This is a genomic window from Klebsiella sp. I138, from assembly GCF_051131765.1.
Taxonomy (GTDB): Bacteria; Pseudomonadota; Gammaproteobacteria; order Enterobacterales; family Enterobacteriaceae; genus Klebsiella.
Genome location: NZ_CP180447.1, coordinates 5371566 through 5390902 on the forward strand (window position 1 = coordinate 5371566; position 19337 = coordinate 5390902).

The following is a 19337-nucleotide window of genomic DNA, read 5'->3' on the forward strand; positions in this document are numbered from 1 at the left end:
CTGTTCTCCTTACAGCGCGCAGGATACGCAGCATTCGATTTCGGTACCTTCCAACGCCAGCTGGCGCAGACGGATGTAATACAGCGTTTTGATGCCTTTTTTCCACGCGTAGATTTGTGCTTTATTGATATCGCGGGTGGTGGCGGTATCGGGGAAAAAGAGCGTCAGCGAGAGTCCCTGATCGACGTGCCGCGTTGCTTCGGCATAGGTGTCGATAATCTTTTGTGGACCGATTTCCCAGGCGTCCTGATACAGCGCCAGGTTGTCATTGGTCATAAACGGCGCGGGATAGTAAACCCGCCCGGTTTTCCCTTCTTTGCGGATCTCAATCTTTGCGACAATCGGGTGGATGCTCGAGGTCGCATGGTTGATGTAGGAGATGGAGCCGGTGGGCGGGATCGCCTGCAAATTGCGGTTATAGATGCCGTAGCGCTTCACGTCATCGCGGAGCTGCTGCCACATGGCACGGTCGGGCAGCGTCACGCCGGCGCGGGAGAACAGTTCGCGGACTTTTGCCGTTTTCGGCTGCCAGTCGCCCTGCAGGTATTGGTCGAAATACTCGCCGCTGGCGTAGCGTGATTGCTCAAACCCGACAAAATGCTGACCGCGCTCGCGGGCTAACTGCATTGAGGTGTGCAGCGCGTGCCAGGTGACGGTATAAAAATAGAGGTTGGTAAAATCCAGCCCTTCCGGGCTGCCGTAGGCAATACCTTCCCGGGCCAGATAGCCGTGCAGGTTCATCTGCCCAAGACCGATGGCATGGGAGGCGGCATTGCCCGCCGCCACCGAGGGCACCGAGCGAATATCGCTCATGTCCGACACCGCCGTCAGACCGCGAACCGCGACGGCGATGGTCCGGGCAAAATCCGGTGAATCCATAGTATGAGCAATATTCAGCGACCCAAGATTGCAGGAGATATCCTGACCCACATGGGCGTAATCGAGATTTTCATCAAAGGTTGACGGGGTGTTGACCTGCAAGATTTCTGAACACAGGTTGCTCATGTTAATCCGCCCGGCAATTGGGTTAGCCCGGTTGACGGTATCTTCAAACATGATGTACGGATAGCCGGACTCAAACTGAATTTCCGCCAGACGCTGGAACAGATCGCGGGCGCGGATCCAGCGTTTACTGACCCGTTCATCGGCGACCAGCTGCGCGTACATCTCGCTGATGGCGATATCGCCAAACGGTTTGCCATATAGACGTTCGACGTCATAGGGCGAGAACAGCGCCATTTGCGCATCGTCCTTTGCCAGCTGGAAGGTAATATCTGCAATCACCACCCCGAGAGACAGCGTTTTGATACGGATTTTCTCGTCGGCGTTTTCCCGCTTGGTATCCAGGAAACGCAGAATGTCCGGGTGATGGGCATGCAGGTAGACCGCGCCAGCGCCCTGACGAGCGCCGAGCTGATTGGCGTAGGAGAAGGCGTCCTCCAGCATTTTCATTACCGGCACCACGCCGGAGGATTGGTTTTCAATCCGCTTAATTGGTGCGCCGGCTTCGCGCAAACTGGAGAGCAAAAACGCCACGCCACCGCCGCGTTTTGACAGTTGCAGCGCCGAGTTTACCGCCCGGCCAATCGACTCCATATTGTCTTCAATGCGCAACAGGAAGCAGGAAACCAGTTCGCCGCGCTGCTGTTTACCGGCGTTGAGGAAGGTGGGCGTCGCTGGCTGGAAGCGACCGCTGAGGATTTCATCGGTGAGCTGGCGGGCCAGGACTTCATTGCCCTGCGCCAGGCTCAGGGCCACCATACAGGCCCGGTCGGCGAAATGCTCAAGGTAGCGTTTACCGTCGAAGGTCTTCAGCGTATAGCTGGTGTAAAACTTCCAGGCGCCAAGAAAAGTCCGGAAGCGGAAACGATAGCCGTTTGCATGGTCAAACAGTCCCAGCACAAAGTGGCGATCGTAGCAGGCCAGTACGTTGGCATCGTAATAGCCTTCGGCGATTAGCCAGTCCAGCTTCTCGTTCTGCGAGCTAAAGGTGACGGTGTTGGCCTGAACGTGCGTCGCCATAAAGGCGTCCACCGCCTGCTGGTCCTTTTCAAATGGAATACGGCCATCGCTGTCATACAAATTCAGCATCGCATTGAGGGCGTGGTAATCCGCCACCTCGGTGGCTATACGTTCTGCGGTTGTCGTTGCCAAAATTCGCTTACTCCTTTACGCACGTTGTCGACATCGGTTGGGGTGCCCATCAGCTCAAAGCGATACAGATACGGTACGCCGCACTTTTGTGCGATGACGTCGCCTGCCCGTCCGTAGGCGTCGCCGAAGTTGCGGTTGCCGGCGGCAATCACGCCGCGTATACGCTGGCGGTTATGTGGGTTGTTTAAAAAACGCATTGCCTGTCGAGGCACCGCGCCTGCCGTGCCGCCGCCGCCGTAGCTGGGGACGATGAGAATGTAGGGCTCGTCTACCTGGATACGCTCCCGCTCGTTAAGCGGAATGCGCACCGCGGGCAGCCCCAGACGCTGGACAAACCGGTGCGTATTTTCGGAACTGCTTGAGAAGTAGACGATCAGGCTCATGCGCTGACTGCCGGTTCGGGGCGCAGGCGGTTGATCATATCGGGGCGGAAGCCAGACCAGCGGGTTTCACCGGCAATCACCACCGGTAGCTGACGAAAACCTTGCTCGCGCAGCATGTCAGCGGCGTCCGGGTGATGCTCGACATTCACCATCTCAAAGGCAAATCCGCGGCTTTCCATTGCCCGCTTTGTCGCATGGCACTGGACGCAGTCATTTTTAGTGTAAATAGTAATGCGCATGATTCGTATTTCCATTTAAGATAACAGAACGGCACAAAAATGTGCGACGTTCGGTATCGGTTAACTGTGTAGGAAATACTAGATGTAGTTATCTAAAAGTTCAACCACGCAATATATAGCGTTTTTAGATAAAGATAACCCTCACGGAAGAACCCCGAGAGGGCGGGGGGCGGTGCGCCTGAAATTACTGGCGCATGCTGACGGCAAGGCGGTTAAAGGCGTTCATCAGGCTGATGGCGAAGGTCAGATCGCTTATCTGGCGTGCGCTGAAATGGTCCAGCAGCGGCAGGTAAACCTCATCTTCTGCATGGGTGCTGGCAATATGGGTCACGGATTCTGCCCAGGCCAGCGCGGCCTGTTCAGCGGCACTGAAATGCCCGCTTACCCGCCAGCCTGCCAGCGCGTCCAGTTTATTCTGCGCCACGCCGGATTTACGCAGCGCTTTACTGTGCATTTCCAGGCAGAAGGCGCAGCCGTTAATCTGTGATACCCGCAGGTAAACCAGTTCCAGCAGGGCGCCATCCAGTTCGCTTTTTTCCAGCGCAATCTTTGCCTGGACCAGCGCGTGATAAACTTCCGGGCTCAGTTCGTTATAGGGCTGACGGAGTGTACTCATAATATTTTCCTCAAACGGGAACCGCAGGTAATCGGTTCTAAGACCAGCGCAAAATAGCACTATAATGGACTGCAAAAGATAGCCATATTTTAATGAAAAAAGCAGACCATAATGGACGTTAAAAAAGTACCGCACTATCAGCGTATTGCCCGGCAGCTAAAATCGGCGATAGAGCGCGGCGAACTCGCGCCCGGTAGTCGTTTGCCCGCCAGCCGGGTCTATGCGCAGGAGCTGGGCGTCTCCCGGGCAACCGTAGAGAATGCCTGGGGTGAGCTGGTGGCCCAGGGCTGGCTGGAGCGGCGAGGGCAGGCGGGCACTTTTGTCAGCGAGCGGCTGAGTCCGCAGCGGGCGGTGGCGCCGCGTTTTCCTGTGGGTCATGAACCGACGACGCCACTGCCGTTTCAACTGGGGCTGCCGGCGCTGGATCTTTTCCCTCGCGGCCTGTGGGCGCGGGTAATGGGGCGGCGACTCCGAACGCAAACGCGTTTTGATCTGGCCCCCGGCGATCCGTGTGGCGAAATGATCCTTCGCCGGGCTATTGTCGATTATTTACGCCTTTCGCGCAGTATCGAGTGCCTGCCTGAGCAGGTGCTGGTGACCGGTAGCTATGCTGCCTCAATGCGCCTGATCTTGCGCACGCTGGCGCAGCCCGGTCAGCATATCTGGATGGAAGACCCCGGTTTTCCGCTGATTCGGCCGGGGGTTATCCAGGAAGGCGTGATTATCGATCCGGTTCCTGTCGATGAAGAGGGGATGGATGTGGCGTGGGCGCAACGGCATTATCCGCAGGCTCATTTTGCGCTCCTCACTCCTGCACACCAGAGCCCGCTGGGCGTGGCGCTGTCGCTGACCCGACGCAGGCAGCTACTGGCGTGGGCTGCCCAGCGCCATGCATGGATCATTGAAGATGATTACGATAGTGAATTTCGCTATCGGGGCAAGCCGCTGCCGCCGCTGAAAAGTCTTGATGCTCCGCAGCGGGTGATTTACGCCGGCACCTTCAGTAAATCGCTTTTCCCGGCACTCCACGCCGCCTGGCTGGTGGTGCCGCTCCCACAGGTTGCCGCCTTTCGTCAGCAGGCGGAGCTGATGAGCTGTAGCGTGCCGACGCTGTGGCAGCAGACGCTGGCGGATTTTATCCATCAAGGCCATTTCTGGCGTCACCTGAAGAAAATGCGTACCTGCTATGCGCAGCGCCGGCAGTGGCTGGAGTCAGCCCTGCTGGCGCAGGGGTTTGGCGTCGTAGCACAGCTGGGTGGGATTCAGCTGGTTATTACGGTAAACGGTGACGATCGGGAGCTGGCGCTAAAGGCAAGGCAGGCCGGGTTGGCTGCGCAGGCGCTGAGCGACTGGCGTATGCACAGTCGCGGCGAGGGAGGCCTGCTGGTGAGTTTTACTAATTTGACGTCGATGGAGATGGCGACGGAGGTAGTGCGCCAACTCAACGTTGCGCTGTTTTCTGCTGATAAGTAAAGTCGCTGATTGAGGATGGCGGGGATTAGGTCTCCCTAAAGCAGCCATTCAGGCCAACATGTGTTGAGACAACAAAAAGCCCCTGGGCCAATGGCGCACAGGGGCTGACGCGTATTTGTTATCTTCATCTATCGTTTATATTATCGACGTAAATTCAATAATACGCCAATAAATAACCCAACTGCGGCGGCGGCACCAACGCTCTGCCACGGTTTATCACGCACATAGGTATCAGCGCAGCCTGCGGCATCGCGGGCGGCCTGCTGAACGCGGTTATTCCCGTTCAGACGGGCACGGGTCTCTTTTAGCAGCGCCTGGGCTTTTTTCCGTGCGGCATCAGCTTCATCTTTCGCATCGCTGCCCCATGATTTCAGCACCTCTTCCAGCGTATCCGCTAATTGGCTGACATCGTTATGAATATCTTCAGCGCTTTCATCGACATTGTTGCGGTTCAGACGGTTAGCCATCGATTTCTCCCTTAATTCCGTTGAGCCATTAAGTGTAGAACAAGATTTTGAATTATGCTTTGGCCATGCCGTTTCTGGAATTTTCCGAAAGCGCTATCAATGATGAATAAGGTAAGGTAAATGTGCGGTAAAAGATAATGAGGAATGAGTATGTATTTAAGACCCGATGAAGTGGCGCGTGTTCTTGAAAAAGCCGGCTTCACTATGGATGTTGTGACGCAAAAAGCGTACGGCTATCGCCGTGGCGATAATTATGTTTATGTGAACCGCGAAGCGCGCATGGGGCGTACCGCTTTAATTATTCATCCGGCTCTAAAAGAGCGGAGTAATTCGCTGGCGGATCCCGCGTCGGATATCAAAACCTGCGATCATTACGAACAGTTTCCGCTGTATTTAGCCGGAGACGTACAGCAGCATTATGGTATTCCACACGGGTTCAGTTCGCGTTTGGCGCTTGAGCGTTTTTTGAATGGATTATATGGCGAAGCCCAGCCGAGTCTGTCCCATAGCTAATCGTATGACGACCAGATAGTTGAGCGAAGTGGGGATAATCGACGAGCAAGCGACTGACAGTGTCAGTCGCTGGTTGTATCGGGGGTCAGGCCTTAGCCTGCTGGTACGCGCTGACGCGGAACAGGCGACGGCAGTAATCGAGGAAGTAGCCGTAGACTGCACCCATCATCATTGATACCGCAATATTTGAACTCACCGCTGCGGCAATCTGGTGCCAGTCGGCACCAACGGCAAATAAGATAGCGACATAAACCGGTGACTGAAACGTCACATAGGCCACGACATCAGCAATATTCTTCATCCAGGCGGAAGGACTGATGTGACGAGCCAGGCGCATTGCGCGGTCGCGGTAAAACCCGTAGGGCACCGCAATAATAATGTTCACCGGAATTGCTACCAGGCGCGAAGATAACGACTGCTCAAAAGTCATTCCGGAGAGAAAAATTTCGATCAACATGTTCACAACGGTGCAGTAGACCACCATCGCAAAGGTGTCTGCTACCGCATGACGCAAGCGGGACTGCGCAGAGAACATCGGTGTGCTCCTCGAAAATGAAGTCTGATAAGCCAAAAAAGTCGCTCTTTTGCAGCGTTTTGGGTTGCCTGTTTTGATGTGCGTAGATTATATCTCTGCATTAAAAGTGGCAACTAGCTATAAATTTTTATTTAATGGCTTTTTGTCGATAAAATACTCTGTGAAAGGTGGTTTTTTCTTCGCTGCGCTACTTTTGTCCTGGTTCTTTATTTTTTGTTTAATTATCAATTAGTTGTATTGTTGGTGCTACAGTCCATCAGAAGCAGCCTGGCTGACGAGCGAGACGACTATAGTCTGAAGTAACGTTTCAGTGTGATGCCTGTCACTTTTAGAATAATTTATGCCAAAAAGCCTATGAAATTAGCATTAGATTCTGTTTTTCATCATGGCTGTATATTCGATTTTCATGCATGTTCATTCACACACCGTTGGTTTTGGTCTCACCCACAGCCCGGATATATCACTCTAACTTGCTGACCATGCAGGTAATATAGAGGGGGATAAGCTTTTTGCGGTTTTTTTACCCTATTCAAATTGTTGTTTAATTAATTCTCTTTTTTAATTTGGTGGCTGCTGAAGATATTTTAAATGGGAATTAAACGGGGCAGGATAGATATATTTATCCTTCGGCATTTAGGGTGGTAATAAATAGCTTCATATATTAGAGTACCCCGGTAGTAATGTCTTATTTGCAATTTGGGATCGTTTAGAAATTTATGTCTTTAATGTTACAGAAGTTGAATAATATCCGTTCGCTGCGGGCCATGTCGCGTGAATTCTCCATTGACGTGCTTGAAGAAATGCTGGAAAAACTCAGGGTCGTCACTGAAGAAAAACGGTCAGAACAGCAGTCTGTCAGGCAACAGAATGCCGAATACCAGGAAAAAATTAATACCTGGCTGGAATTAATGATCGCCGATGGCATCATGCCTGATGAGCTGGTCACGCAGAATTCGGCTCCGTCGAAAGAGGCGAAAAAACGCCAGCCGCGTCCGGCAAAATACCGGTTTACCGATAGTTCCGGTGCGGATAAAACCTGGACCGGCCAGGGACGTATGCCGAAGCCGATCGCCCGGGCGATTGAAGCAGGTGCGACGCTGGACAGTTTTCTGATTTAAGGGTTAACGGGAGTGATATTCGGCAGGCATATGCAGGTATAAAGAGTGCCGTCGGATAGCGTAAAAATAACGGTGGGGGAGCCCACCGTTTGTATTAGCACACGCCAAAATCGCCTTCTTCTGTATAAGGCGTGACGTCAGCGGGCTTGAGAGTATATTTCTCGCCCTGCTCATTACTGGCCTGCACGGCAACAATATGATCCTCGCCGACTGCCACAATCTTCAGTTTTGGCCCACCCGCACGCGGTTGAACCAGGTCACCTATTGAATACATCATTTTTCTCCTCTGCATGGATAACTGCATTGTACTGGTCTTCACTTTAGCTCAGCTGAATATCCGCAGACAACAGGCCTGAAGAACCCGGCGTCAGCGCCGGTTCCAGGGCATGATAGCCAGCAGGCGCGCCATCCCACAAAAACCGGTGATCCCGGCAAAGGTTAACCCAGTGCCGACGAAAGCACTGAGCAGGAAAAAGCCACTACTGACGCCATAGCCCAGCGCGACGCCCAGAAGAATAAGTCCGCCTGCGGCGATCTGTACCTGGCGCATCAGCGGCAGCGGCTGCGTTTTGTCCTCTTTGACCGGCAAACCCGCCGCTTTCCAGGCCTGAATGCCACCGGCCAGCAGTTTGACCTGCGCCGGCGCTGCCGCCGCCAGCAGACGAATGGCATTATTTTGCGTGCGCGACCCCGCCTGGCAATGGAAGATTACGGTTTGATCCGCTGTCGCCTTTAGCGTTGCGCCATTGTTCAGCGCGGCCAGGGGCACCAGTTCGGCATCGGGGATGTGCTCCCGGGCGTACTCATCGGCATCGCGAATATCGATCAATCTGGCCCCTTGCGCAATTTGCGCCCGGGCCTCTTCAGGGGAAAGGGTAGCGATAGTCATGGCTGTTCCTTATGGGCAATAGAGGGTCTTCAGCGTGGTGATGATTTGCTGAACAGCAGGATGAGCGATGAAGTAGTGGATGCGCTGCGCCTGGCGCTCACTGCTGATAAGACCTTCGTCGCGCATGCGCGCCAGGTGCTGAGAGGTGGCCGAAGGGCTCAGGCCGGTTATCCTGGCGAGTTCGCCTGCGCTGGTGTGCGGCGCCTCACACAGCATGCACAGAATTAACAGCCTGTGCGGATTACTCATGGCTTTCAACAGGACGGCGGCTTCCCCGGCGCTGGACTGCAGCTGTTCTGGTGTCATTATTTTATTTTAGTCTTTTCTAAATTTAGATAATTCTAAAATAAAAAATAGCACAGTGCCAGCACGAAAAGTGCCGCGCAGCTCAGACGGTGTAAGCCAGTCGGAAAAGATGTTCTCTGGCATGAGCGATACCCGCGTCACGGCCGTGAGGCCGGATATCCATCCCCTCGGCATAAATAAACGTCACTTCACTGATACCCATCAGCGCCAGCACGGAACGGAGGTAAGGCGTCACGGCATCGCTATCCTGCCCGCAATGTATTCCGCCGCGTGAGCTGACGATCACCGCACGCACGCCGTCGACCAGCCCCTGCGGCCAGGTTTCGGTATAGCGAAAGGTATGGCGTGCCCGGGCGACGAGATCAAACCATTTTTTTAGATCGGTAGGGACGTTGAGGTTATACATGGGCGCACCGATGACCAGCAGCTCGCTGGCTTTCAGTTCGCCAATCAGCGTATCCGATAGCGCGACGCCTCGCTGGATCGCCGGGCGCGGATCGTCGACACCGCGCAGGGCGGCAAACAGTCCGCTATCGAGGACGGGCAGTTCCAGGTCCGTCAGGCGGCGTTCGGTTACGTGGTCCTGCTGGCCTGCCGCCTCGCGCATCTGCATATATTCATCTATCAATTGGTTGGTCAGCGATGCCTGACCATTGATGCTGGATTTCAACACTAGAACCTGGCTCATGGGCATAACCTCTGGCTATCTTTGTTGCACAAAGGCTAACACTGTCCTTTTAGCGCCAGTAGTGACATTATTTTTCTCAATTGTATCTTTTCAGGAACCAATCTTATGAACACGGACCTGAGCGGTATCCCGGTTTTTGTCGCCGTCGTGGAGTGCGGTAACTTTGCCAGAGCGGCAGAGAGGCTGCACGTGACCCGTTCGGCGGTAGGGAAAACGATTGGTCGTCTGGAAGGGCGGCTGGGCGTGGCACTTTTCCAGCGCACCACGCGCAGGCAGGCTCTGACGGAAGAAGGTGAGCTGTTCTACCTGCAATGTCGCCAGGCGCTGGACAGCATTCGCGAGGCGGAGGATGAAATCCAGCGTGGTAAAACGCAGGTAAAAGGGCGGCTACGGATCAGCCTGCCGGTGCTGTTCGGTCAACGCTGCGTCGCCCCGATTCTCTTTTCCCTCAGCCAGCGCTACCCGCAGCTAAAACTCGTGCTCTCTTTTAGCGATCGACAGATTAACCTGCTTGAAGAGGGGTTTGATCTGGCTATTCGCATCGGAACGCTGGCGGATTCCACCTTTCTGAAAGCCCGGCATCTTGGCCGCCACGGCATGGTGCTTTGTGCCTCCTCTGGCTATTTGCAGGCGCACCTGGAACCGCAGACTCACCTTGAACTGGCCGGGCACCAGACCATCGGCTACCAGCAAGGTGGGCAGATCCAGAAATGGCGACTGCACGATCCGCAAGGCGGCCCCGTGGACTGGCTGCCGCAGGCGCATCTGGTAATGGATGATTTTGCGGCGATAACCGCGGCGGCAGTGAGCGGGCTGGGAATTGCCTGGATTCCGGACTGGCTGGCAGCCCAGGAGGTTGAGCAGGGGCGGCTGCGCTGTATTCTGCCGCAGAGCGCGAGCATCACGTTTGCTATCTCGGCCGTCTGGCCTGAGGCACCGTGGGTACCGCAGAAAATCCGGGTGACTATCGATGCGCTGCTGGCCGACCTGCCGCAGGCTATTTTGCCGGTCGCAGTGCATCAATAAAGCCAGGCGGGGTTAAGCGTAACTTAAGAGAGAATGGCGATAATGACAGCAATATGACTGTCATGGATCTTCGCAATGAATCGACTGGAAACTCTTAATCAAGGCGCTTTTCTGGCGCTGAATGCTCAGCCGGGAACGTCAGAAACTCTGCTGTCGTTGGCCGGTTTCTGCGCCAGTGGAATGATATTTATCGTTCCGGCTATTCTGCTCGGTCTGTGGTTCTTAGGCGGTCGTCAGGGGCACCGGCAGGCGTTGTTTTGCACGCTGACCATTCTGCTGGCGCTTGCGCTGGGCTATCTCTGCGGTTCGCTGTGGTTCCACCCCCGGCCGTTTATGATGCCGCTGGGCCATACCTGGATAAGTCATCCGGCGGATAACGGCTTCCCGAGCGACCATGGCCTGGTGATGTTCAGTGCGGCATTTGCGCTACTCTCGCAGCGTCTGCGCAGTATGGGTCTGTTGGTCCTGATCGCATCGTTGCCGGTGGCCTGGTCGCGGATCTTCCTCGGGGTCCATTTCCCGCTGGATATGGTGGGGGCGGCGGCGGTTTCCGCCGTTGCTGTGCTTGTAACCAAACGGGTCTGGCAAATCTTTGGACCGTCGATGGTGAGCGTGTGCGAAGCCATCAGCCAGCGGATGTTTTCCTGGCTGCCGGCCCGTTTTACGCCATAGTGATGGTTTAGTTTCTGCTCCGCGCGGCGCGCCGGTAAAGCGTGCTGCGTGCGACGCCAAGAGCCTGCGCCGCTTTACTGACGTTACCGTTGTAGGTCGTCAGCGTGTCGGCAATCAGCTGGGCATCATGCTGCTGTAGTCCGCGAGAGGGTGCCGGTGCCGGAGGCGACTGGTACTCCACGGGTAAATCTGCCACCTCAAGCCTGTCACCTTCATCAGCCAGCGCCAGCAGCACTTTCATCAGACTTTGAAGCTGGCGCACGTTGCCAGGCCAGGGAAGTGCGGCCAGGTGGGCCAGGAGCGTCGGTGAAAGCTGTACGTGTTGCGCTTCGGCACCGAGGCTTTGCCATAGCTGCTGGATAAAATCCGCAAGCAAGGGCCACTCCCGCAGCGGCGGAATAGTGAGAGCGAACTCACGCAGACGATAGAGTAAATCCTCGCGAAACGTCCCCTCGGTTACATGCTGCATCAGGTGGCGATGGGTGGCGCAAATAAGCGCAAAGCTGACCGGTGCACTGTGGCTGGCGCCGAGCGGCGTGACCTCTTTTTCCTGCAGCACCCGCAGCAGCCGGGTCTGGAGCAGCATCGGCATATCACCAATTTCATCCAGGAACAGGACGCCGCCGTCAGCCTCGCGAATTTTACCGATATAGCCATTTTTACTGGCGCCGGTAAAGGCGCCGGGCTGATAGCCAAACAGCTCTGATTCAATCAGCGATTCGGGGATCGCCGCGCAGTTGATGGCCACGAATTTACCGTTACGCCAGCGGCTGTGCTGATGAAGCGTGCGGCTGAGAAACTCTTTGCCACACCCGGTTTCGCCCTCAATACACAGCGCAATTCCGGCATTCAACAGGCGCACCATCTTCTCTCCCTCACGCTGGCTGGCGAAAGGCAGCGCGATTGCCGGCAGCGCCGGAGCCGGCACGGTCACGTGGGTACGGGTCGGGGCGCGCAAACGGTAATAGTAGGTTTGCCGCTGGAGGGTCAGCGGCAGCGGCACGTTCACTGCGGTTTGCGCCAGCTGAGGAAACAGCTGCTGGAAGGTAATTTGGCCGAACTGCCCGGGATCGAGGCCCAGGTCGCGCATCGCCAGGCGGTTTCCGGCGGTCAGTACGTTATCGGAAAAGACCAGCAGCAGTTCTTCAACGCTATCGAGCTTGTGGGGCTGGAGGTGCAGGCTCATCAGCCACTGCTGCGGATGAAGACTCTGTTTTACCCACAGGTATTCAATCTGCTTCGCGGCCTCTTTTACCCATGCCAGCGTGTGGGTGTGCGGAAAGTGGGCCGGGCCGGAAATATCCAGCACGCCGGCGATTTTGCCGTCCGGACTCTGAACCGGCATCGCGGCACAATAGAGATCCTGATTGCGGGTGAGGAAGTGCTGACGGCCGTCGATTTCGCAGCTGTCGTCTATAGCCAGCGCGGTGCCGATGGCATTGGTGCCGCGCCCGCTTTCGCTCCACAGGTTTCCCGGTGCCAGCGCGAAGCTTTGCGCCTTCTGCATGGCGTGCATATTGCCAAAGGTTTGTAGTACCAGACCGCTGGCGTCAGAGAGGATCACCACCGACTGGAGATCGCTGACCTTACGCGACAGGGCGTTCACCACCGGCAGCGTTAGCTGCTGTAACCGGGTATGGCTGGCCAGCGCATCCGCCAGCTCGCCGGAACCCAGGCGAGGGAAATCTTCTGTCGTCGGATCAAGGCCATACTGCTGGCTACGCAACCAGGAATCGCTGAGCAACGGGCTGGTTTTCACCTCGGCATCGAGGGTAAACGAATTGCCTTGCACGGAGCACCTCGTGGTTGGTTGTGTGATGTTGCAATATTGTAGCTTTATAGTTTCTCATGTGTTGCGATTTGCGACACATAAGCAAAATTCAGTCGCTGCGAAGGGATTAGGTAAATAATAACAAATTGAATTTTATGGTTATTTTACTATCCGGGGAATATGGCATAACCCCTGCATATGCTTCTGTGCAGCAGGCAACAGCAAAAAACCAATACGCCGCTGCGCCTTAACCCTACAGAAGGAGATTGCAATGCGTTATGCACATCCTGGCACCCCGGGCGCCTTAGTTTCATTGAAGTCCGCGTACGGTAACTATATTGACGGCAAATTTATCGAACCGCTCGGTGGCGAATTCTTTATGAATACCTCCCCCGTGGACGGAAGCGACATAGGACAATTTCCCCGCTCTGATGCCAAAGATATCGACTTTGCCCTTGATGCCGCGCACCGCGCCGCAGAAGCCTGGGGGAAAACGTCGGTACAGCATCGTTCCAACCTGCTGCTACAGGTCGCCGACCGTATTCAGGACAATCTTGAGTATCTGGCGATAGCGGAAAGCTGGGATAACGGTAAACCGGTGCGTGAAACGCTGAATGCCGATCTGCCGCTGGCGGTCGATCACTTCCGCTATTTTGCCGGCTGTCTGCGGGCGCAGGAAGGGAGTACTGCGGAGATTGATGAAACCACCGTGGCCTACCACTTCCATGAACCGCTGGGTGTGGTCGGGCAAATTATTCCGTGGAACTTCCCGCTGCTGATGGCGGCGTGGAAGCTGGCACCAGCGCTGGCGGCGGGGAACTGCGTGGTGCTCAAGCCAGCCGAGCAGACGCCGCTGAGCATCACCCTACTGCTGGAGATTATTGGTGATCTCTTCCCGCCGGGTGTCCTGAACGTGGTCCAGGGCTTTGGTAAAGAGGCCGGTGAGGCGCTGGCAACCAGCAAGCGTATCGCCAAAATCGCCTTTACCGGTTCAACGCCCGTCGGACGGCATATTCTGGCCTGCGCGGCGGAGAACATTATCCCCTGCACCGTAGAGTTGGGCGGTAAGTCGCCAAATATCTATTTTGCTGATGTTATGGACGGCGAAGAAGAGTTCATTGAGAAGGCGGTTGAAGGGCTGGTGTTGGGCTTCTTTAACCAGGGCGAGGTGTGTACCTGCCCATCGCGTGCGCTGATCCATGAATCGATCTACGAGCCGTTTATGGAGCGGGTCATGGCGAAGGTGGCACAGATTCGTCGTGGCGATCCCTTTGACACCGACACCATGATTGGCGCCCAGGCGTCGCGCCAGCAGTTCGATAAGATCCTGTCGTACATTAAGATTGCCCGCGAAGAGGGGGGCCAGATCCTGACCGGCGGCGAGCGCGCCAGCATTGCGGCTGAGTTAGATAATGGTTACTACATTCAGCCAACCCTGATTAAGGGGCGCAATGATATGCGCAGCTTCCAGGAAGAAATTTTTGGCCCGGTGATTGGCATCACCACCTTTAAAAATGAGGCGGAAGCGCTGGAAATTGCCAACCAGACCCAGTTTGGTCTTGGCGCCGGCGTCTGGACCCGCGACAGCAATCTGGCGTACCGGATGGGGCGTGGAATTAAGGCTGGCCGCGTCTGGACCAACTGTTATCACGTCTACCCGGCTCATGCCGCGTTTGGCGGTTATAAACAGTCCGGCGTGGGCCGGGAAACCCATAAAATGGCGCTTGATGCCTATCAGCAAACGAAAAACCTGCTGGTGAGTTACGGTACGGCACCGTTAGGGCTGTTTTAATTGACGGCCTGAGCGCCTGATCTACCGTCGGTCATTCAAACCCGCCACCGGAGTTTAAGGGGGCGGGTTTTTTTATGTCGTTTGATGTCACCGGTTTGCTAAGCGAATGGCTCATGCAAGGCTGGCAATACCTTTCACGGCATGATTTTTATTAAATCGGGAAATATGAAATTTATTCAACTTATTCTTTCATTTGAAATATAGCAGCGCAGAAAAACAAGAACAGCTATTTATTAGTGTTATTATGATTTCAGGGGTTACAAAAAAAATTACGTAATTGCAACTAAGAATATTCCTAATATTCTGTTTATCTCTTGCGCCTTCACAGAAAAAACCACGCTTGAATCCCGCTATTTTCATTAAAATTGTTAATTAACATATGGTGTTGTTGGGGGTTATTGTTATGGTGTTGGGTTTTTTGGGTTTGAGAATTAACAAAATAGACGAAATTGATATAAATTATTTTAAATGTAAAATAAAACGCCATTTCATTAACACAACAAATTATTGCGTTTTATTTATTGACGGAATAGTATTTCGTTTAATGTTAAATGCATGACTATGAACTTTTCGTTTGAATTTTATTCTCCCGTTGTCGGGGAATAAAATTAACGGGAATGCGCTGCTGTGCGTTTAATATCCTGCCGAGGGAACGCAATTATTTTTAACATGGACAATCTGAAAACAGAGTGGCTCTGGTCATCACTGTCCTGGGCGCTATCTGTCATAAAATATGTTAGAAATGAGATAAATAATGAAAACGCAATTTTGTATTATGGCAATGATTGTCGGTGCTCTGGTGTCCGGCGCGGTATTAGCTAGTCCTTCACAACCTGCTCATTCTGCATTGCAGATCAATCCGAATAGCAGTATTGGTACACAAAGTACGGGCGGTCAGATCGAGTTTTCCGGTTCAATTACCGATACCTCCTGTAATATTGATAGCACCAGTGCTAATCAGGTTGTCGATCTGGGCAAATGGGCGAGCAGCTTCTTTTCCGGCGCAGGTTCTGAAACCACGAAAACCTCGTTTCACATAAAAGTAAAAGATTGCCCGGCTTCTGTCGCGAGAGTTGCGGTGCTGTTTGACGGTACCCGGGATAGCAACAACAGCAATCTGCTGGCGGTTAACGGCGGCGCCCAGGGCGTGGCGATTAAGCTGTATGAGAATGACCGTACTACACCGATTAATCTCGGCACGGTATCCCGTGACCAGATGGTACTAGCCGGTACCGGTGGGGTAACGACCGGGGCGGCGGATCTGGAGTTCTTTGCTGATTATATCTCCACCAGCGCAGTTTCCGCCGGGGCGGCAAACGGCACGGCAAACTTCAATATGGTTTACAACTAAGAAAAAAATGAGCAGGACTCCCTGCTCATTTTTTTTTATTCTCTGAATAGCCCATTTGTTATTCGTGGTATTCCAGACTCTTACCTCATGGTTACGATTATGAAGCACTTGATAGCCGGTATAGCGGCGGCTTTTTTACTGTTATCCACTACGGTTCAGGCCGGTATTATTATGGGAGGTACCCGGGTTATTTATCAGGAAGGGAAACGTGAAGCCTCTATTTCAGTAACAAATGCAGATCCGCATTCACCTTATCTGGTGCAGTCGTGGGTAGAAAATTATGCGGAAAATAACAAGGCGCCGGTGCCTTTTATTGTCACCCCGCCGCTTTTTCGCCTCGACCCGGATCAGGAAAACGTATTGCGAATTAATTTCATTGGCGCCGACCTGCCGCGCGATCGTGAATCTGTTTTTTGGCTGAGTGTCAAAAGCGTGGCCCCAACGCAAAAAAGCGATGCGAATAAACTTCAGGTCAATATTAAATCTAAATTCAAGATTTTTTATCGACCGAATGGCCTTGCCGGGGACCCGATGAAGGCCTGGCAGCAATTAACCTTTAAGGTGTCCGGCAATCGACTGGTGGCACAGAATCCAACGCCGTATTTTGTCTCCTTTTTCTCTCTTTCCGTCGGTGGGAAAGAGGTCGATGAACCCGGCATGATTGGACCTTTAACCCGCAAAGAGTGGCCGATAAACGGCTCGGGAACGGTTAAATGGCGCGCCATTAATGATTTTGGCGGTATTACGGATGACGCGCAGCAGTAACTTTTGCGCTTTTGCATTGCCTGGTCAAATATCGTGAAAAAAAAGTCCCCAGTGATTCTTCACGGCTATTCCGTGATGGCAACCCCGTTTGGGGATTCCCGGTTATTCGCAAGCCTGCCGCCGCTGCTCTGCTTATTGTGTCAAAGCGCCAGCGTGTCGGCGGATGATTACTTCGATCCTGCCGCCTTAGAGTTTGCTAACCCGCAGCAAAAAATGGCGGATTTACACTATTTTGCCAAATCGGGTGGCCAGCAGCCCGGTAATTACTCGGTCAGCATCTGGGTGAACAACCAGGAAACCGGGCAGGGGTCGATCGCCTTTGTGGAAGATAACGGAACGTTACAGCCGGTATTAACCGTCGCGCAACTGACCGATTTTGGCGTGAACGTCAGTGCCTTTTCCGCGTTTAACACGCTGCATGAAGGCGAAACCTTTACCCGGATTGAACACTATATTCCCGATGCCAGCAGTCACTTTGATTTCGCCACTCAGCGTCTGAATATCAGTATTCCTCAGGCGGCGATGAACACGCAAAGCCGCGGCTATGTCGATCCGGCACGCTGGGATGACGGCATCCCGGCGGGGTTTGTTAACTACAATCTTACCGGTGCGCAAACCCGAGAGTCTGACGCCCGGTCGCACTCAAGCTATCTTAACTTGCGCAGCGGCGCGAACCTGGGTCCCTGGCGCTTGCGTAATATTTCATCAATGCAGTACGACCAGCAGTACCGCTGGCATTCCCAAACCACCTGGCTGCAACGGGATGTGAAATCACTCAGCAGCCAGCTGCTAATTGGCGATACCTTCACGACCGGTGATGTGTTTGACAGCGTGCCATTTCGCGGCGTGCAGCTGATGTCGGATGATGAAATGCTGCCCGACAGCCAGCGGGGTTTTGCGCCAGTTATTCGCGGTATGGCGCACAGTAATGCCAAAGTGACGGTCTCGCAGCACGGCTACGTTATCTATGAGACCTTTGTTTCGCCGGGCGCCTTTGCCATCAAGGATCTCTACCCAACGGCGCAAAGTGGCGATCTTGACGTGCAGGTGAAGGAGAATGACGGATCGGTACGGTCGTTTACCCAGCCTTACTCCGCCGTGCCGTTTATGCTCCGGGAAGGTCGCAGCAAATTCAGCCTCAGCGGCGGGCGTTATCACTCTGGTCAGAGCCAGGCCCGATCGCCGGATTTTGTGCAGGGTACTCTCTTTTATGGACTACCTGCCGCATTCACCTTATACGGTGGCACCCAGCTGGCGCAGGATTATCAGGCCTGGGCGATGGGGGTAGGACGTGGTTTTGGCGAACTCGGATCGCTGGGTAGCGACGCGACCTGGGCCAGAACCACCACGCCTTCCGACACCCGCTCCGCGGGACAGTCCTTTCGCGTGCAATACCAGAAAGATTTTGTCCAGACCGGAACCTCTTTTAGTCTCGCCAGCTACCGCTATTCATCGAGCGGCTATTACGACTTTAGTGAAGCCAATACCCTCGAAAGTCCTGACGAACAGATTGCTAACAAACGAAGCCGCGAAGAACTCTCCGTGACTCAGGCCATGGGTTCGGCCAGCAGCCTGGCTATCTCTGCGTACTCGCAGGACTACTGGCGCAGCAACAGTCACGATGAAACGGTGCACCTGGGTTTCTATAGCGCCTGGAAGGGGGTTTCCTGGGGCGTGGGCTATTACTACACGCAGTCTTCCGACCACAATAAAGCGGACAGCGCCTGGTCATTTAACCTGAATATCCCGCTGGGTAGCCAGCTGGCTGACAGTTCTCTGAGCTACAGCACCACCTCCGATAACAACGGGCGTACCTCGCAGCAGGTATCGATGTATGGCGCGGTGCCGCAGAACCCTAACCTCTATTATTCCGTGCAACAGGGCTACGCCAATGCCGGACAGGGCGGCAACAGCAGCGCCGCCCTGGATTACCACGGCGGATACGGCAGCGCCCAGCTGGGCTATCGCCACGACAGCGTGAGTAACCAACTGACCTGGGGGGCGTCCGGCTCTATCGTGGCGCATCCCTACGGCGTGACGTTAGGGCAACCGGTCGGTGACAGCTTTGCCATCGTACGAGCGCCCGGGGCGGCGGATGTGGCGATTCAGAACGGGACCAATATTCACACCGATGGTCGCGGCTACGCCGTGGTCCCGACGTTAACGGTGTATCGCAAAAATACCCTGACCCTGGATACCGAATCGATGAGCAATGACACCGATGTGGATCTGCAAGGGCAAACCGTGATTCCCGGCGGCGGCGCGGTGGTGCTGGCCAATTACCAGACCCATATTGGCAACCGCGTGCTGTTTACTCTGCGCGATAGAGACGGGGCGATTCCGTTTGGCGCCAACGTGCATCTGCACCAGGAGGACCCGGCAGAAGCGGCAGCGGGGGGGATGGTAGCCGACGACGGGCAGGTGTACCTCAGCGGGATACCGGAAGAGGGCACGCTCGACGCGGACTGGGTTGACGATAACATCTCGCGGAAATGCTCCCTGCATTTTCATCTTTCCGACCACCAACAGCAGAATACGGTGAAAACCGCGGCTGGTCTTTGCCTGTAAACCGAGGAGAA

20 protein-coding genes are annotated in these 19337 nt (G+C 54.5%); 9 read left to right on the forward strand and 11 right to left on the reverse strand.

The window, feature by feature from the left end:
- Positions 1–9: 9 nt before the first annotated feature.
- The 4 genes from nrdE to ACMYSK_RS25190 all read right to left on the reverse strand — a co-directional run bounded on the left by nrdE (position 10) and on the right by ACMYSK_RS25190 (position 3392).
- Positions 10–2154, reverse strand: a complete 2145-nt coding sequence (gene nrdE, locus ACMYSK_RS25175) for a class 1b ribonucleoside-diphosphate reductase subunit alpha (protein WP_434639168.1) — start codon at positions 2152–2154, stop codon at positions 10–12.
- Positions 2127–2537, reverse strand: a complete 411-nt coding sequence (gene nrdI / locus ACMYSK_RS25180; RefSeq protein WP_434639169.1) for a class Ib ribonucleoside-diphosphate reductase assembly flavoprotein NrdI — start codon at positions 2535–2537, stop codon at positions 2127–2129. Before nrdI ends, nrdE begins: the two co-directional genes overlap by 28 nt.
- A complete protein-coding gene (gene nrdH, locus ACMYSK_RS25185; protein ID WP_434639170.1) occupies positions 2534–2776 on the reverse strand; it encodes a glutaredoxin-like protein NrdH in 243 nt (80 codons plus the stop codon). Before nrdH ends, nrdI begins: the two co-directional genes overlap by 4 nt.
- 184 nt (positions 2777–2960) lie before the next feature.
- On the reverse strand, positions 2961–3392 hold the full coding sequence (locus ACMYSK_RS25190) for a carboxymuconolactone decarboxylase family protein (protein ID WP_434639171.1): 432 nt from the start codon (positions 3390–3392) through the stop codon (positions 2961–2963).
- A 111-nt stretch (positions 3393–3503) separates the two neighbouring features.
- On the opposite strand from ACMYSK_RS25190, the gene ACMYSK_RS25195 reads away from it, so the two are divergent.
- Positions 3504–4865 carry a PLP-dependent aminotransferase family protein gene (locus tag ACMYSK_RS25195; protein WP_434639172.1) on the forward strand — a complete coding sequence of 454 codons (1362 nt, stop codon included), beginning with the start codon at positions 3504–3506 and terminating at the stop codon, positions 4863–4865.
- A gap of 140 nt (positions 4866–5005) precedes the next feature.
- Here the strand turns inward: ACMYSK_RS25195 and ACMYSK_RS25200 are convergent, their stop codons facing one another.
- Positions 5006–5332 carry a DUF883 family protein gene (locus ACMYSK_RS25200; RefSeq protein ID WP_434639173.1) on the reverse strand — a complete coding sequence of 109 codons (327 nt, stop codon included), beginning with the start codon at positions 5330–5332 and terminating at the stop codon, positions 5006–5008.
- Between the two features lie 150 nt (positions 5333–5482).
- Between ACMYSK_RS25200 and ACMYSK_RS25205 the strand changes: the two genes are divergently transcribed.
- Positions 5483–5845 carry a DUF2002 family protein gene (locus tag ACMYSK_RS25205; protein WP_434639174.1) on the forward strand — a complete coding sequence of 121 codons (363 nt, stop codon included), beginning with the start codon at positions 5483–5485 and terminating at the stop codon, positions 5843–5845.
- A gap of 85 nt (positions 5846–5930) precedes the next feature.
- On the opposite strand, the gene alaE is transcribed toward ACMYSK_RS25205, so the two are convergent.
- Positions 5931–6380 (reverse strand): L-alanine exporter AlaE, encoded by a 450-nt coding sequence (gene alaE / locus ACMYSK_RS25210; protein WP_434639175.1) that lies wholly within the window; start codon positions 6378–6380, stop codon positions 5931–5933.
- 716 nt (positions 6381–7096) lie between these two features.
- Between alaE and stpA the strand changes: the two genes are divergently transcribed.
- Positions 7097–7498 (forward strand): DNA-binding protein StpA, encoded by a 402-nt coding sequence (gene stpA / locus ACMYSK_RS25215; RefSeq protein ID WP_434639176.1) that lies wholly within the window; start codon positions 7097–7099, stop codon positions 7496–7498.
- A gap of 94 nt (positions 7499–7592) precedes the next feature.
- Here the strand turns inward: stpA and ACMYSK_RS25220 are convergent, their stop codons facing one another.
- The 4 genes from ACMYSK_RS25220 to ACMYSK_RS25235 all read right to left on the reverse strand — a co-directional run bounded on the left by ACMYSK_RS25220 (position 7593) and on the right by ACMYSK_RS25235 (position 9381).
- Complete coding sequence (locus ACMYSK_RS25220; protein WP_434644355.1) at positions 7593–7772, reverse strand: hypothetical protein; 180 nt, start codon at positions 7770–7772, stop codon at positions 7593–7595.
- A gap of 93 nt (positions 7773–7865) precedes the next feature.
- Entirely contained in the window at positions 7866–8387 is a 522-nt protein-coding gene (locus tag ACMYSK_RS25225) for a rhodanese family protein (RefSeq protein ID WP_434639177.1), read from the reverse strand.
- A 9-nt stretch (positions 8388–8396) separates the two neighbouring features.
- Complete coding sequence (locus ACMYSK_RS25230) at positions 8397–8696, reverse strand: ArsR/SmtB family transcription factor (protein WP_434644358.1); 300 nt, start codon at positions 8694–8696, stop codon at positions 8397–8399.
- A gap of 79 nt (positions 8697–8775) precedes the next feature.
- Positions 8776–9381, reverse strand: a complete 606-nt coding sequence (locus ACMYSK_RS25235) for an NAD(P)H-dependent oxidoreductase (RefSeq protein WP_434639178.1) — start codon at positions 9379–9381, stop codon at positions 8776–8778.
- Positions 9382–9486: 105 nt separating this feature from the next.
- Between ACMYSK_RS25235 and ACMYSK_RS25240 the strand changes: the two genes are divergently transcribed.
- Together ACMYSK_RS25240 and ACMYSK_RS25245 are read left to right on the forward strand one after the other, a co-directional pair.
- Positions 9487–10407: a LysR family transcriptional regulator gene (locus tag ACMYSK_RS25240; protein ID WP_434639179.1), complete on the forward strand. Its 921-nt coding sequence runs from the start codon at positions 9487–9489 to the stop codon at positions 10405–10407.
- Positions 10408–10482: 75 nt separating this feature from the next.
- A complete protein-coding gene (locus ACMYSK_RS25245) occupies positions 10483–11079 on the forward strand; it encodes an undecaprenyl-diphosphatase (RefSeq protein WP_434639180.1) in 597 nt (198 codons plus the stop codon).
- Between the two features lie 7 nt (positions 11080–11086).
- On the opposite strand, the gene ACMYSK_RS25250 is transcribed toward ACMYSK_RS25245, so the two are convergent.
- The gene (locus ACMYSK_RS25250) at positions 11087–12871 is read right to left on the reverse strand and encodes a sigma-54-dependent Fis family transcriptional regulator (RefSeq protein ID WP_434639181.1); all 1785 of its coding nucleotides are present in this window, start codon (positions 12869–12871) and stop codon (positions 11087–11089) included.
- A 250-nt stretch (positions 12872–13121) separates the two neighbouring features.
- Between ACMYSK_RS25250 and exaC the strand changes: the two genes are divergently transcribed.
- The 4 genes from exaC to ACMYSK_RS25270 all read left to right on the forward strand — a co-directional run bounded on the left by exaC (position 13122) and on the right by ACMYSK_RS25270 (position 19326).
- On the forward strand, positions 13122–14642 hold the full coding sequence (exaC, locus tag ACMYSK_RS25255) for an acetaldehyde dehydrogenase ExaC (protein WP_434639182.1): 1521 nt from the start codon (positions 13122–13124) through the stop codon (positions 14640–14642).
- A 754-nt stretch (positions 14643–15396) separates the two neighbouring features.
- On the forward strand, positions 15397–15993 hold the full coding sequence (locus tag ACMYSK_RS25260; RefSeq protein WP_434639183.1) for a fimbrial protein: 597 nt from the start codon (positions 15397–15399) through the stop codon (positions 15991–15993).
- 99 nt (positions 15994–16092) lie between these two features.
- Positions 16093–16758: a fimbrial biogenesis chaperone gene (locus ACMYSK_RS25265; protein WP_434639184.1), complete on the forward strand. Its 666-nt coding sequence runs from the start codon at positions 16093–16095 to the stop codon at positions 16756–16758.
- Between the two features lie 75 nt (positions 16759–16833).
- Complete coding sequence (locus tag ACMYSK_RS25270; RefSeq protein WP_434644361.1) at positions 16834–19326, forward strand: fimbria/pilus outer membrane usher protein; 2493 nt, start codon at positions 16834–16836, stop codon at positions 19324–19326.
- Positions 19327–19337 lie beyond the last annotated feature (11 nt).